Annotated in this window: 9 protein-coding genes; 1 reads left to right on the forward strand and 8 read right to left on the reverse strand. The window is 72.0% G+C overall.

The annotated features are described in order from the left end of the window. Positions 1-7: 7 nt before the first annotated feature. The 8 genes from EIM47_RS13545 to EIM47_RS13580 all read right to left on the reverse strand — a co-directional run bounded on the left by EIM47_RS13545 (position 8) and on the right by EIM47_RS13580 (position 14,025). Positions 8-1,606, reverse strand: coding sequence for an aldehyde dehydrogenase family protein (locus EIM47_RS13545; RefSeq protein ID WP_125077201.1), 1,599 nt, complete (start codon positions 1,604-1,606; stop codon positions 8-10). Next, positions 1,603-2,421 (reverse strand): fumarylacetoacetate hydrolase family protein, encoded by an 819-nt coding sequence (locus tag EIM47_RS13550; RefSeq protein ID WP_019397921.1) that lies wholly within the window; start codon positions 2,419-2,421, stop codon positions 1,603-1,605. Before EIM47_RS13550 ends, EIM47_RS13545 begins: the two co-directional genes overlap by 4 nt. 39 nt (positions 2,422-2,460) lie before the next feature. After that, a complete protein-coding gene (locus EIM47_RS13555; RefSeq protein WP_125077210.1) occupies positions 2,461-3,933 on the reverse strand; it encodes a mannitol dehydrogenase family protein in 1,473 nt (490 codons plus the stop codon). A 143-nt stretch (positions 3,934-4,076) separates the two neighbouring features. Continuing rightward, positions 4,077-6,818 (reverse strand): glycoside hydrolase family 3 protein, encoded by a 2,742-nt coding sequence (locus EIM47_RS13560; RefSeq protein ID WP_028915251.1) that lies wholly within the window; start codon positions 6,816-6,818, stop codon positions 4,077-4,079. A 41-nt stretch (positions 6,819-6,859) separates the two neighbouring features. Continuing rightward, a complete protein-coding gene (locus EIM47_RS13565) occupies positions 6,860-8,599 on the reverse strand; it encodes a glycoside hydrolase family 43 protein (RefSeq protein WP_125077202.1) in 1,740 nt (579 codons plus the stop codon). A gap of 28 nt (positions 8,600-8,627) precedes the next feature. Beyond that, entirely contained in the window at positions 8,628-9,884 is a 1,257-nt protein-coding gene (gene manD, locus EIM47_RS13570) for a D-mannonate dehydratase ManD (RefSeq protein ID WP_019397604.1), read from the reverse strand. Further along, complete coding sequence (locus EIM47_RS13575; RefSeq protein WP_125077203.1) at positions 9,881-11,893, reverse strand: sialate O-acetylesterase; 2,013 nt, start codon at positions 11,891-11,893, stop codon at positions 9,881-9,883. Before EIM47_RS13575 ends, manD begins: the two co-directional genes overlap by 4 nt. Further along, the gene (locus EIM47_RS13580; RefSeq protein WP_276312195.1) at positions 11,890-14,025 is read right to left on the reverse strand and encodes an alpha-glucuronidase family glycosyl hydrolase; all 2,136 of its coding nucleotides are present in this window, start codon (positions 14,023-14,025) and stop codon (positions 11,890-11,892) included. Before EIM47_RS13580 ends, EIM47_RS13575 begins: the two co-directional genes overlap by 4 nt. 172 nt (positions 14,026-14,197) lie before the next feature. Between EIM47_RS13580 and EIM47_RS13585 the strand changes: the two genes are divergently transcribed. After that, on the forward strand, positions 14,198-15,259 hold the full coding sequence (locus tag EIM47_RS13585; protein ID WP_125077204.1) for a LacI family DNA-binding transcriptional regulator: 1,062 nt from the start codon (positions 14,198-14,200) through the stop codon (positions 15,257-15,259). Positions 15,260-15,281: the final 22 nt, after the last annotated feature.

Below are 15,281 nucleotides of genomic sequence, written 5' to 3' on the forward strand. Positions count from 1 at the left end.
GTTCACCTCATGCGTCGGCGGTGGTCCACTTGCCGTCCACCAGGCGCCACAGGGTGCCGGTGGGATTGGCATCGCGCAGCGCCGGCGGCAGCCGGTGCGGGCGCACGTTGTCGTAGCTGTGCAACGCGGAGAAGCGCAGCAGCGAGGCCGGGATGCCGACCGCGGTGAACGCCGGGTGGCCGGTGGCCGGATACGGGCCGCCGTGGTTCTGCGCCGGCGACACCGCCACGCCGGTGGGCATGCGGTCGTTGATCAGGCGGCCGACGCGGGTGCGCAGCACCGGCGCGATCACGTCGTACTGCGCATCGTCCGAGCCGGCGGTGTCGCTGTAGATGGTACCGGTCAGGTTGCCCTCCAGCGCATGCGCGACCTGCAGCATCTGCTCTTCCGACTCGGCCAGCACCAGCAGGCAGACCTGGCCGAAGGCCTCGTTCTGCAGCTCGTGCGGCGCCTCGAGGAAGCGCTTGCCGGATACCCGCAGCAGGGTCGGCTGGAAGGCGTAGCCGGCCGCTTCCTCGGCGATGCCGCCGCCGGCCAGCAGTTCGGCGCCGGCGGCGCGCAGCGCGGCCACCGCCTCGGCCACGGCTTCCGGCGCGCGCGGGGTCAGCAGCACGCCGGCCGGCGTGGCCGCGGTCAGCCGCTGCAGTTCCTGGACGAAGGCGTCGGTGTGCTCGCCCGGCGGCAGCACGGCGATGCCCGGGCGGGTGCAGAACTGGCCGGCACCCATGGCGCAGGAGCTGGCCAGTTCGGCGGCGATCGCCGCACCGCGCTCGCGCAGGGCGCCGGCGAGGATGAACACCGGGTTGACCGAGGACATCTCCAGGTAGGCCGGCTTGCCCGCGGCATCGGCCGCGGCCTTGATCGCCATGCCCGCCGGGCGGCTGCCGGTGAAGGCAATGGCCGCGGTGCGCGGGTCGGTGACCAGGCGCAGGCCCAGCTCGTTGGAGGTGTGGAAGAACATCTGCACCGTGCCCGAGGGCAGGCCGCTGGCCTGCACCGCCTCGGCCGCGGCCTGGGCCAGCAGCAGCGAGGTATGCGGATGCGCCGGATGCGCCTTGGCGATCACCGGGTTGCCCGCGGCAATGGCCGCGGCGAAGTCGCCGCCGGACACGCCGTTGAACGCGAACGGGAAGTTGTTGGGGCCGAACACCACCACCGGGCCGCCGAGCGGGGCATGCATGGAGCGCAGGTTGTTGGCGGTGTCGATGGTCGGCCGCGCCCAGCTGCCGTCGCGCGCGGCCTGCGCGGCCTGGCGCAGCTGGCCGGTGGTGCGCGGCAGCTCGGCCTTGCGCAGGCGCGGCTCCACCGGCAGGCCGGTCTCGCGGTGCGCGGACTCGATCAGCGCCTCGGCGCGCGCCTCGATCCCGGCGGCGAAAGCCTCCAGGAACTGGGCGATGCGCGCGCCGGGCAGGCGCGCCAGTTCGGCCGCGGCGCGCTTGCCGGCTTCGAGCATGGCGTCGAGGTCTTCCCAGCCGGAGACGGGGAAGTCGTGGCTGTCGATCTCAAGCTTCTGCGAGGGGTCGAAGGCACGGAAGCTGCCGGTGGGCGCGTTGGCCGCGACCCAGCGGCCGTCGAGCAGGATGGGTTGCAGGTTGGACTTGCTCATTGCACGGGGTTCTCCAGGACCAGGCCGTCGATCTCGATGCGTACCACGTCGCCGGACTGCAGGGTGAAGGATTCGTCCGGCACGATGCCGGTGCCGGTGAACAGGAAGGCGCCGAACGGGAAGGACAGTTCGCGGAACAGGTAGCCGGCCAGCTCGTCCAGGCCGCGCTTGATCTGCGAGGTGCGGGTCTGGCCGGAGAAGGCGACCGCGCCGCCGCGCAGGATCTGCAGGCCGATCGCCAGGTCGGTCATGGCCGCGGCCGGGCACAGGCGGAGCGCCGGGCCGATCGCGCAGGAACCGTCGTAGACCTTGGCCTGCGGCAGGTACAGCGGGTTCTCGCCCTCGATGCTGCGCGAGGACACGTCGTTGCCCACGCTGTAGCCGCGGATCGCGCCGTCGGCGTCGAGCAGCAGCACCAGTTCCGGCTCGGGCACGTTCCAGTGGCTGTCGCCGCGCACCCGGATCGGCTGGCCATGGCCGACGGTACGCCAGCCGGCGGCCTTGAAGAACAGTTCCGGACGCGGCGCGGCGTAGACCTTCTGGTACACGTCCGCGCTTTGCGACTCGGCCTCGCGCGCCATGCGGCTGCTGAGGTAGGTGACGCCGCTGGCCCAGGCTTCCTGGGCATCCTCGATCGGCGCCAGCAGCGGGCCGTCGGCGGCTTCGCCGGTGGCGGCATCGTGCAGCGCCGCCTGCGCCGCCGGCGCCGGCAACGCCAGCCAGGCGGCGAGGCTGAAGCCCGCGGGCAGGTAGCGGCCGTCCAGGGCCCAGCGGGGGCCGTCGGCGGTGGCGTGGCGGGTAAGGCTTGCGGTCATGGGCACTCCACTGTTCGACGGTTGGGGGAGCGGATCCGGCTAGGCTGCCGCCAGCGCCAGGCGCACCGCTTCCGGCGTGGCCGGATCGAGCGCGGCGTAGGCCTCGCCCAGCACGGCGGCGAAACGCGCGTCGCCCGCCAGCGTACCGAACACGCCGTCCAGCGCGAGGAACGCGTTCACGTCCCGGGCAACATCGCCCGTGCATGCCTTGCCGATCTGCGCCAGCGTCTCCGCCAGCGGATCGACGATCGCCACATCGCGGGCCGCCTGGCGGCGCACGAACTGCAGCCAGCCGGCCACCGGCAGGCACAGGCGGTCGATCGGCCGGCCGGCGGCCAGCGCATCGGCGATGGTGCCCAGCAGGCGCACCGGGATCTTCTGCGAGCCGTCCCAGGCGACCTGCGCCAGCAGGTGGCGGATGGCCGGGTTGCGGAAGCGCGCGAGGATGGCGCCAACATAGGCCTCCGGATCGAAGCCCTCCGGCCGCTGCAGCGAAGGCACGATGTCCTGGCGCATCAGCCGCTCGACGAAGCCCGCCAGCACCGGATCGCGCATGGCCTCGGCCACGCTTTCCAGCTCCATCAGCGAACCGAGGTAGGCCAGCGCCGAATGCGGGGCGTTGAGCAGGCGCAGCTTGGCGCGGTCGTAGCCGGCGATGTCGCCGCTCATCACCACGCCGGCGCGTTCCAGCGGCGGGCGGCCGTTGCGGAAATCGTCCTCCACCACCCACTGCGTGTACGGCTCGCGCTGCACCGGCCAGGCGTCGGCCACGCCCAGCGCGGACTGCACCTGCGCGCGCACACCGTCGTCGGTGGCCGGGGTGATGCTGTCGACCATCGAGCGCGGGAAGGCGACCTCGCGTGCGATCCACTCCGCCAGCTCCGCATCGACGCGACCGGCGTAATCGAACACCGCGCGGCGCAGGCGGCCGCCGTTGTCGGCCAGGTTGTCGCAGCTGAGCACGGTATAGGCCGGCAGGCCGCGCGCGCGGCGCAGGCGCAGGCCCTCGACCAGCCAGCCGATGGCGGACACGGGCGCCTGCGGGTTGGCGAGGTCGTGGGCGATGTCCGGATGCGCGGCATCCACGCCGTCGGCGGACAGGCAATAGCCCTTCTCGGTGATGGTCAGGGTCACCAGGCGCACGTCGGGATCGGCCAGGCGCGCGGCCACCGCCTCGCGCTGCTGCGGCGCGCACAACACCTCGCGGATCGAACCGACCACCCGCAGCGCCGGCTGTTCGCCCAGCAACACCAGGGTGTACAGGCCGTCCTGCGGCGCCAGCGCATCGCGCACGCCGGCGCTGTGCAACGACACCGCGCTGATCGCCCACGCCGGATCCAAGGCCAGCAGGTCGTCCAGGTACACCGCCTGGTGGGCGCGATGGAAGGCGCCGGGACCGAAGTGGACGATGCCGATGCGGGTGGCGGCGCGGTCGTAGGCGGGGGCGGCGATGCCGGCCGGGAGCCGCGCTAGCGCGGCGCTGGAAAGGCGTGGGGTGTGGGCGGAACTCATCTGCTTGCCGGTGGGGAGGGGAACGCGCATGGCCGGGCCATGCGCGGGGAAAGGGGGGCGGCGGGGCCGGTCCCGGCAGGGAAGCCGGCCCGGCCGCCTGGCGCCCGCCGCCAGCGGAGAGAACAGGCGGCGGGCACGAGCCATCAGCGCGCGACCACCTCCAGCGGCGCGCGCATGCGGATGTCGGCGCTGGAGGCACCGACCTGCACTTCGTAGCGGCCCGGGTCGACCACGTAACGGCCGGCGGCCTCGTCGTACACGCGCAGGTCGCGCTCGGGCACGATGCTGAAGCTGACCGTGCGCGACTCGCCCGGCTGCAGGTGCACGCGCTGGAAGCCGCGCAGCTCCTTCAGCGCGCGCTCGCGCCGCGGCTGCAGCGGCGCCAGGTACAGCTGCACCACCTCGTCGCCGGCTCGCTTGCCCTCGTTCTTCACGGTGACGCTGACCGCGACCTCGTCGGTCGCGCTAGCACGCTTGCGATCCAGCTTCAGCGCCGAATAGCCGAAGCGCGTGTAGGACAGGCCATGGCCGAACGGGAACAGCGGCTTGCCGGTGAAGTAACGGTAGGTGCGGCCCTTCATCGAGTAGTCGTCGAACGGCGGCAGCTGCTCGTCGGCGCTGTAGAAGGTCACCGGCAGGCGCCCGGCCGGGTTGTAGTCGCCGAACAGCACGTCGGCCACGGCGTTGCCTCCGCGCTGGCCCGGGTACCAGGCCAGCAGGATCGCCGGCAGGTTCTGCTTGGCCCAGTCGATGCCCAGGGCCGAGCCGGTGGTCAGCACCGCCACCACCGGCTTGCCGGTGGCGTGCAGCGCCTCCAGCAGCTTCTGCTGGGTCGAAGGCAGGCGGATGTCGGTGCGGTCGCCGCCGGCAAAGCCCGGGTAGTCGACCTTCATCTCCTCGCCTTCCACGTCGCCGGTCAGGCCGCCGACGAACACCACCGCGTCGGCGCTGCGCGCCGCCTCCAGCGCCTGCTCGAACGGCGGCTGCGCGCCGGGGCGCTCCCAGGCCAGCCGCACCGCGGCGTCGCGCTCGTTCTCGTAGTACTCCAGGCGGATGTCGTAGGCGCGACCGCCTTCCAGGTCCAGGCTCACGCTGTCGGCGCGCAGGCGCTCGGCGTCCTCCCAGTGGTCCAGCACCAGCTTGCCGTCCAGGTACAGGCGCATGCCGTCGTTGGCCGCGGCCTCGATCCGGTAGCGGCCGCTCACCGGTGGCAGCAGCTGCCCGCTCCAGCGGATGCTGAAGCCGTCGTTGGGCACGGCGTTGTCCGGGCCGGCCTCGCCTCGGGCCATCAGGTTGTCGGTGGGCGAGCCGCGGTCCCAGCGGAACGCGATCTGCGGGTCCACGCGCACCAGCACCGGCTGCCCGGACAGGTCCTTGTTGCGGAAGTACTCGCCGCGCAGGCCGCGCTCGTTGGAGCCCGGCGCCGGGCGCAGGTACTGCGGCTCGATCAGCGGGGTCGCCGCCGGGTCGTCGCGGCCTTCGACCAGGTCCACGCCGCGCGCGTACACCACCTCCACGCCCGGCACCGCCTCCTGGATGCCGCGCAGGATGGTCACCGGGTCGGCCGGGGTGCCGTAGTAGTTGCCCAGCAGGGCCATGGTGTCGTCGGCGGTGGGGCCGACCACGGCCAGGCGGCGGATGTCCTTCGGCAGCGGCAGGATGCCGTCGTTCTTCAGCAGCACCAGCGATTCCTGTGCCATCTTCCGCGCCAGCGCATCATGCTTGCCCGATTGGTTCACCGAGTACGGGATCTGCGCCCAGCGCACCTGCTCCGGCGGGTCGAACATGCCCAGCTGCATGCGCGCCACGAACAGCCGGGTCAGGGCGTCGTCCAGTTCGGCCTCGCTGATCAGGCCCTTGCGCACCGCCACCGGCAGGTTCTGGGCGTAGGTGCTGCCGCAGTTCAGTTCGGTGCCGTTCTTCACCGCCAGCGCGGCCGCTTCCTCGGGCGTCTCCACGATCCTGTGGTTCTTCCAGATGTCCACGATCGCCCAGCAGTCGGACATCACGTAGCCGTCGAAACCCCACTGCTGGCGCAGCAGGTCGCGCAGCAGGAAGCGGCTGGCGCTGGCCGACTCGCCGTAGACGCGGTTGTAGGCGCCCATCACCGCGTAAACGTCGGCTTCCTTCACCAGGGCCTCGAACGCCGGCAGGTAGGTGTCGTACAGGTCCTGCCTGGTCGGATGCACGTCGAAGGTGTGGCGGTCGGCCTCCGGGCCGCTGTGCACGGCGAAGTGCTTGGCGGTGGCGTCGAGCTTGCGGTACTTCGGATCCAGCGGCTGCCCGGTCTCCGGGTCCATGCCCTGCAGGCCGCGCACGAAGGACACGCCCATGCGCGCGGTCAGGAACGGATCCTCGCCGTAGGTCTCCTGGCCGCGGCCCCAGCGCGGGTCGCGGAAGATGTTGATGTTGGGCGACCAGAAGGTCAGGCCCTGGTAGCGGCCGCGCTCGCCCTTGCGCAGGAACTCGTGGTGCTTGGCGCGGGCCTCGTCGCTGATCGCCGCCGCCACCTGGTCCATCAGCGGCACGTCGAAGCTCGCCGCCATGCCGATGGCCTGCGGGAACACGGTGGCCCCGCCGGCGCGGGCGACGCCGTGCAGGGCCTCGTTCCACCAGTCGTACTGCGGCACGCCCAGGCGCTCGATCGCCGGGGCGTCGTTCTGCATCTGCGCGGCCTTTTCCTCCAGCGTCATCCGCGAGACCAGCGCGGCGGCGCGCTCCTCGAAGCCCAGCGAGGTGTCCAGCCACGGCCGCGCCTCGTCGGGCTGGGCCTGGACGCCAGGCAGCGCCGCCAGCAGGGCGAGCGCGCAGCCGCGGGCAAGCATGCGGCGGCGCAGGCGGCCGCGGGCGGGGGCGTAGCGGGCGGTTGCGTTGTTGGCGTCCATGACTCGCTCCTCTCAGGTTCGGGGATGGGTGCTACGGGGCCTCAGCGCGCGGTTTCCAGGCGCGCGTGCGGGCCCAGGGTGGCGCCGATGAAGCCACCGGCCACGTCGGTGCTGAGGATGGTGCCGTCGGCATCGCGCACCAGCCACTGCACGCCGCGGCCGTCGCCGGCATCGAAGCCGAAGCCGTAGCGGCCCTCGTTGCCCTCGATGTGCAGGGTCAGCAGTTCCGTTTCCACGGACGCCGGCTGGCGCGCCACCACCTCGACCCCGCCGCCGGCCTTCTTCTCCAGGAACACCTCCGCGCCCTGGCCGCCGCGGCGCACGCCAAGGAAGTACCAGTGGTCGTCGCCCTGGAACGCGGCCAGGCCGGCGGCCACGCCCGGCGCCGGCAGCTCAAGCGCGGTGCTGGCCTCGAACACCAGGTGCTGCTGGCGGCGGGCGTAGAAGGCCATGTTGGTCTTGGCGTCCAGGCGTTCGGGCAGCGGGTGGATGGCCAGCCAGCCCGGGCGCGAGCTGCCGTCGTACCACTGCGTCTTCGGCACCCGCGGGGTCATCCAGCCCTGGCCCAGCCCGACCGTGTCGAACTCGTCGCGCCAGGTGAAATTGCCGCTCATCGGCGCCTGGTCGGCCGGCTTCTTCATGAATGACGGCCCCGGCAGCACGTACGGGATTTCCTTGTTCGGCTCCAGGATCCGCGGCCAGCCGTCCTTCCACTGCACCGGCAGCAGGAACGCCTCGCGTCCGGTGTTGTAGTGGTCGCGGCCGTAGTTGCGGCTGGCCAGGAAGGTGGCCCACCAGCTGCCGTCCGGGCCCTGGACCAGGTCGGCGTGGCCGGCGTTGGTGACCGGCAGCGGACGCTCCGGATCGAGCTCGCGCTGGGTCAGGATCGGGTTGCCCGGGTACGGCTGGTACGGGCCCCACACGTCGCGGCTGCGCAGCACCACCTGCGAGTGCTGCGGGCCGGTGCCGCCCTCGGCGCAGCTGAGGTAGTACCAGCCGTCGACCTTGTAGATGTGCGGCCCCTCGATCCAGATCGGGTTCTCCTCCGGCTTCACCCCGCCGTCGATCAGCACCTTGCGCGGGCCGAACGGCTTGCCGCTGGCGATGTCGATCTCCTGCAGCCAGATCGCGCGGTGGCCGTCGTAGCGCGCCGGGCCTTCCGGCTCGTCGTTGTTGAGGATGTAGACCTTGCCGTCGTCATCGAAGAACAGCGACGGGTCGATGCCGCCGATGGTCGGCAGCCACACCGGGTCCGACCACGGGCCGGCCGGGTCCTTGGCGGTGACGAAGAAGTTGCCGCCGGCGTCCACCGAGGTATTGACCACGTAGAAGGTGCCGTCGTGGTACTCGATCGCCGGGGCGAACACGCCGCGCGACATGCCCAGGCCATCGAAGTCCAGCTGGCCGGGGCGGTGGATCGCGTTGCCGACCTGCTTCCAGTGCACCAGGTCCTCGCTCTCGAACACCGGGATGCCGGGGAAGAAGGCGAAGGTCGAGGCCACCAGGTAGAACTTGCCGTTGGCCGCGGTGATGCTGGGATCGGAGTGGAAGCCGGCCAGCACCGGGTTGCGGAAGCTGCCCTCCGGGAGCGGCGCCTCGAACGCAGCGTCGCGGCCGGTGTACTCGAACCAGTCGAAGTACGCCGGTGCCGCTTCCGCCGCCCGGGCGCCGGCCTCCGGTCCGGCCTGGCGCCCGCCGCAGGCGGACAGCGCCAGCGCGGCCACGGCCGCGGCGATCAGGCGGAGGGGGGTGCCGGGACGGCCGGCGCTGCGCTTGCTCATGGTCTGCTCCCTTTTTGTCCTGTGTGCCTTACCAGTCCCACATCGAGCCGTCTTCCAGGCGCGCGATCGGCAGCTGCTTGGGCGAATACGGGTACTTCGCCGCCAGCTTCTCGTCGATGTCCACGCCGATGCCCGGGGTGTCGCCCACGTACAGGCGGCCATTGCGCAGCACGTAGTCGTGCGGGAACACCGCGTCGGTCTCGTCGGTGTGGAACATGTACTCCTGGATGCCGAAGTTCGGAACCCAGGTGTCGAAGTGCAGGGCCGCGCCCATGGTCACCGGCGACAGGTCGGTGGCGCCGTGGAAGCCGGTGCGCACCTGGTGCAGCGCGGCGAAGTCGGCCAGGCGGCGGATGTGGGTGATGCCGCCGCCGTGGACGATGGTGGTGCGGATGTAGTCGATCAGCTGGTTCTCGATCAGGTGCTTGCAGTCCCAGATCGAGTTGAACACCTCGCCCACCGCCAGCGGGGTGACCGAGTGCTTGCGGATCAGCTCGAACGACTTCTGGTTCTCGGCCGGGGTGGAATCCTCCAGCCAGAACAGGCGGTAGGGCTCGAGCGACTTGGCCAGGCGCGCGGCCTCGATCGGGGTCAGGCGGTGGTGCACGTCGTGCAGCAGTTCCACGTCCGGGCCGTGGTCGCGGCGCAGCTGCTCGAACAGCCTGGGTGCCACTTCCAGGTAGCGCGGGGTGTTCCACACGGTCTCGGCCGGCAGCTCGCTCTCGGCCGGCTCGTAGGCGCGGCCGGAGGACACGCCGTAGGCCTTCTTCACGCCCGGCACGCCGCACTGCGCGCGCACCGCGAGGAAGCCCTGCTCGATGAAGCGGCCCACCGCGTCGGAGGCCTCGGCGATGTCGCGGCCGTTGGCATGGCCGTACACCAGCGCGCCCTCGCGCGAACGCCCGCCCAGCAGCTGGTACAGCGGCAACCCGGCCATCTTGCCGAGGATGTCCCACAGCGCCACGTCGACCGCGGCGATCGCGCTCATCGTGACCGGGCCGCGGCGCCAGTACGCGCCGCGGTACAGGAACTGCCACATGTCCTCGATGCGCCCGGCGTCGCGGCCGATCAGGTTGGGCACCACGTGGTCCTGCAGGTACGAGGCCACGGCCAGCTCGCGGCCGTTGAGGGTGGCGTCGCCCAGGCCGTACACGCCCGAGCGGGTGGTGACCTTCAGGGTGACGAAGTTGCGTCCCGGGCAGGTGACGATGACCTTGGCATCGACGATCTCGCGGTCGTTCTTCGAGCCGTGGGTGGTGGTTTCGGTGGGGATCTGGCTGCTCATCGTGCGTGGTCGTCGTAGGGCATGGGGGAAACGGCGATTTCGAAGGGACCGGCCGGCAGGCCGGGACCGCCGCCGTCGCGGTCGTAGAGGGTGCATACCGGGCTGTCGGCCCAGCAGTAGCGCACGCGCGTGGCCTCGTGCGCACGGGGGGCGCGCAGGGTCACGCGGTTGTTCCACAGCTCGGCGCTGGCCCAGCGGCAGGAGCCGGGTCCGCTGCCGCAGACCTCGAAGCCGATCGGGCCTTCGGCACCGTACGCGGCCAGCTTGCCGCTGACCTGGGCGAAGGACACCACGATGGCGTCGCCGTTGCGGCTGGCGGACTCCGGCACCGGGCCGGCCGGCGCCAGCTTCTCGCCGTAGGCCAGATGGCGCATGGCGCGGGCCAGGCGGCGGCCGAGCTCCTGCTTGTTGGTGGGGTGGATGTCGTAGCGGTCGCCGATGTCGATGGTGACCACCAGGCCGGTGCCCGGGTCCTCGTCCGCCACCTGCTTCTGCGCCTGGCGCATGTTCGCCCAGTCGCTCTCGCCCGGCGCGGTCGGCGGGGTGCCGAAGTTGGGCAGCTGCACGATCATCAGCGGCAGCTTCGCGCCGAACTGGCGGCGCCAGTCGCTGCGCAGGGCGCGCAGCAGGTCGGCGTAGATGGCGTGCTCGAAGGTGTTGGACTCGCCCTGGTACCACAGCGCGCCACGCAGGCCATAGCCGCCCAGCGGGGCGATCATGCCGTTGTACAGCGTGGACAGGCCGGCGGCGCTCTGCCACGGTGCGCGCGGCGGCGTGCCCAGCTCCGGCGGGACCACGCGGTACTGCCAGCCGCCGGCCAGCGGCACCCGGGTGCCGTCGGCCAGCACCAGCGCGTGTGCCTCGGCCGGGCCGGCCAGGCCGCCGTCGCGGTACGTGTCCAGCACGTTGACCACCACGGTGTTGGTGCCGGCCTGCAGCAGTCCCGGCGGCAGGCGGTACTCGCGGCCGCCGCCGGCGCCGTAGGTGCTGCCGACGGCGCGGCCGTTGACCCAGGTGGTGTCGATCTCGTCGGCCGGGCCCAGCGCCAGCACCGCGTCCTGCGCGGCCTGTTCGGCGCTCAGCTCCACCGTGGTGCGGTACCAGACCATGCCGTCGAAGGCTTCCAGTTCCGGTACGCCCCACTTCTCCCAGGCGCCGAGCTGGGCCGGCGCCGGGCGCCACTGCCCGGCCGGCGTGCCCGGCGCCCATGGGCGGTCGTCGGCGGCCACGCCCGGGCGGCCCGACCACCAGCCCTGCCACAGCTCGCCCCAGGCCCCGACCGCCTCCATCGGATCGCGCGCGTAACGCTCCAGCACGTCCAGTTCGGCGTCGTAGCGGCCGAGGGTGCGCAGCTGCCGTGCGCTGGTCCAGGCCTGGATGCGCGAGCCGCCCCAGGCGGCGTTGACCAGGCCCATGGGCACGTCCACGGTCTTCTGCAGCTCGCGGGCGAAGAAGTAGCAGGCCGCGGAGAAGTCGCGCACGGAATCCGGATCCACCGGCTTCCACGCCACCGGCTCGCTGAACCCGCGCTGCGGTTCCACCTGCGCCACCTGCGGCACGGTCAGCAGGCGGATGCGGTCGTTGCCGGCGCCGGCGATCTCGGCGCGCGCGTCCAGCGAGCGCCACACCTGCAGCTCCATGTTCGACTGCCCCGAGCACAGCCACACGTCGCCGACCATCACGTCCGACACCACCTGGCGGGCCTGGCCGGCCTGGGCGGTGAGCACGTACGGGCCGCCGGCCTTGAGCGCCGGCAGGCTCGCTTCCCAGTGACCATCGGCGCCGGCGCGCACGCGCGCGCGCTTGCCGGCGATCTCCACCTTCACCTGCTCGCCGGGCTCGGCGCGGCCCCACACCCGCAGCGGCTGGTCGCGCTGCAGCACGGCGTGGTCCTGGAACAGCGAATGCAGCAGCGGGGCGGCCGGCGTGGTGGTGTCCTGGGCCTGGGCCAGCGGCGCCAGGGCCAGGCCCAGCGCGGCGGCCAGATGGATCAGCTTGGTTGGGCTCACTTGCCGTCTCCGGGTGCGTACGGGAACTGCAGGGACTTGTAGTACTCCAGGTCGTGCGGCGGCGGCGCCGCGCCTTCCGGCAGCGGGCGCTGCGAGAAGGTCTGGAAGTAGGCGATGCTGGCGTCGCGCCACCACTTTGCTTCCTTTTCCTGGATGCCGAGGAACACCGCGACCTGGTGGTGGCGCTCGGTATCGACCTTGCCCTCCAGCGCGGCCCAGGTACGGCGCATGCCGCGCACGTAGTCCACGCCGCGGTCGTAGCGCAGCACCAGCTCGTCCCACAGGCTGCGGCCGGAGGCCATGCGGTGGTCCCAGGGCACGTGGTGGAACCACAGCAGGAACTCTTCCGGCACGGTGTCGAGGTTGCCGAACTGCGCTGCCACCGGCGGCGCGTACTGGCCCACGGCGTTGCTGCCGCTGGCGGTGCGGTCGAAGCCGATGCCGCGCGCGTCGGCGCGGTGGTAGTAGACCGAGGTCCAGTCCGCGCGCGGACCGCCCTCGACCCACGGACCCGGGCCGTAGTGGTGGCCGCGGCCCATCAGGTGGTGCAGGCCCAGCGGGGTCATGTAGTCGACCACCGCCTGGTGCGAGCCCATCATCATCGACACCACCGGCTCGACCACGGCCGGGTCGGTGGAGAAGGTCATGCGCGCCCAGTCGCGGGCGATGTCCTCGGCGCCGGCGTGCGGGTCCCAGGCCATGCGCCCGAACACGTACCAGTTGGCCTGGTCGAAGTGCGAGCCGCTCCAGTTGCGGTCCACGCCGATGTTGGCCACGCCGGCCATGCCGGTCAGCGCGTGTCCCTCCAGCGAGCCGTCCACGATCTTCGCCACGGTCGAACCGGGGCCGCGCGCATGGGTATCGGCGCGCAGCGCTTCCTCGTACAGCGGGCCCAGGTACACCAGGTGGGTGGCGAAGCCCAGGTACTCCTTGGTGATCTGGAACTCCATCATCAGCGGCGTCCTGGGCATGGCGCCGAACAGCGGATGGAACGGCTCGCGCGGCTGGAAGTCGATCGCGCCGTTCTTCACCTGCACCAGTACGTTGTCGGCGAACCGCCCGTCGTGCGGCACGAACTCGTTGTAGGCCTGCTTGTGGCGGTCGTCAGGTTCCTCGTGCGAGTACACGAAAGCGCGCCACATCACGATGCCGCCGTGCGGAGCCAGGGCCTCGGCCAGCATGTTGGCGCCGTCGGCATGGCTGCGGCCGTAGTCCTGCGGGCCGGGCTGGCCCTCGGAATTGGCCTTGACCAGGAAGCCGCCGAAGTCGGGGATGGTGCGGTAGATCTCGTCGGCCTTGTCCTTCCACCACTGGCGCACGGCCGGATCCAGCGGATCGGCGGTCGCAAGGCCGCCGATCTCGATCGGCGCGCTGAAGCGGGCGCTGAGGTAGACCTTGATGCCGTACGGGCGGAACACCGAGGCCAGGGCCGCCGCCTTCTCCAGGTACATCGGTGTCAATGCGAGCGCGCTGGTATTGACGTTGTTGAGCACCGTGCCGTTGATGCCGACCGAGGCATTGGCGCGGGCGTAGTCGGTGTAGCGCGGGTCCAGCCAGTCCGGCAGCTTGTGCCAGTCCCAGATCGATTCGCCGGCATAGCCGCGCTCGACGTAGCGGTCCAGGTTGTCCCAGTGGTTGAGCACGCGCACCTTCACCTTCGGCGCCTCGCGCAGGTCCAGCCCGGCCAGCGGCTGCCCGGTCTGCACCAGGCGCAGCAGGTGGAAACTGCCGTACAGCGCGCCCATGTCGGTGTTGGCCGCCACCACCGTGGCCGCGCGCCCGTCGATGCGGGTGCTGCGGATCAGGTAGCCCTCCTCGCCCAGGCCTTCCAGTTCGCCCTGGAGCGCCGCCAGCTGTGGCAGCGAGGCCGGGGTGCCGACCACGATCGCGCCGTCGCGCCGGGCCTGCGCGGCCAGCGCCGGCGCGCGCCCGAGCAGGCCGGACAGGCCGCGCACCAGTTCGTCACGGGCGGCGCGCTGGGTCGCGGTGTCCGCCGGGGCCACCAGCTGCGTGCCCTGGTCGCGGTACTGCTTGAGCACCGGCGCCGGCAGTGGCCGGTAGCGCAGCCACAGGTCATAGCCGTCCTCGGCCGCGGCCGGCAGCGCCAGCAGCCAGGTCAGCAGCAGCGCCAGTAGCCCCAGCAGGCCGGGACGCGCGGGATGTTTTGCAGACGCGGATCGTGCTATCGATATCACTCTTCTACTTCCGGTTGTCGCGGGCCATGGCCCGTGCCCGCACCCGGGCCGGGCGCGGGCGGGAACCACAGAGCGCGGCAGGGCCGCAGTCCATGGGGAGGGAACGCCATTGGCCACCAGCAGCAAGTCCGCACGCCGCAAGGGACGCGCGGTAACCATCCACGAGGTGGCCGCGGCGGCCGAGGTCTCGCCGATGACCGTGTCGCGGGTGATCAACGGCAACGCCAACGTGCGCCCGGAGACCCGCGAGCAGGTGATGCGCGCGGTGCGCGAACTGGGCTACACGCCGAACCTGGCGGCGCGCTCGCTGGCCGCGGCGCAGGGCACGCGGATCGCGCTGATCTACACCAACCCGTCCGGCGCCTACCTCAGCGAGCTGCTGGTCGGCGCCCTGCGCGGCGCCGCGCGCACCGCGGTGCAGCTGGTGGTCGACAGCTGGGACGGCCTCAACGCCGAGGCCGAGCGCGCCGCCGCCCGCACCCTGGCGCGCAGCGTCGCCGGCGTGCTGCTGCCGCCGCCGCTGTGCGAATCCAAGGCCGTGGTCTCGGAGCTGGTCGGCGCCGACGTGCCGGTGGTGGCGCTGGCCTCGGCGCGCTTCGGCGACGACGTCTCGCACGTGCGCATCGACGATTTCCGCGCCAGCCGCGAGATCACCGAATACCTGCTCGGCCTGGGCCATACCCGGATCGGCTTCATCAAGGGCCATCCCAACCAGACCGCCAGCGCGCGGCGCTTCGAGGGTTTCCAGGCGGCGCTGGCCGCGGCCGGCATCAGCCTGGACGCCGGCATGGTCCAGCAGGGCTACTTCACCTACCGCTCCGGGCTGGAGGCGGCGGAGAAGCTGCTGGCGCGCAAGAAGCCGCCGACCGCGATCTTCGCCAGCAACGACGACATGGCCGCCGCCGTGGTCTCGGTCGCGCACCGCCGCGGCCTGGACGTGCCGCGCGACCTGTCGGTGGTCGGCTACGACGACACCTCCGCCGCCACCACGGTATGGCCGGAACTGAGCACGGTGCGCCAGCCCATCGCCTCGATGGCCGACTCGGCCATGGACATCCTGGTGCGCGCGATCAGCCGCCGCGAGAAGGACGTGCACATGGTGGTCGACCACGTGGTCGCCCACGAGCTGGTCCGGCGGGACTCGGTGGCCCCGCCGGCAGCCCGCGACTGACAGGCGGCCGGCGCCCATCGGC

Origin of the sequence: Pseudoxanthomonas sp. SGT-18 (assembly GCF_003931645.1) — a bacterium.
GTDB lineage: Bacteria > Pseudomonadota > Gammaproteobacteria > Xanthomonadales > Xanthomonadaceae > Pseudoxanthomonas.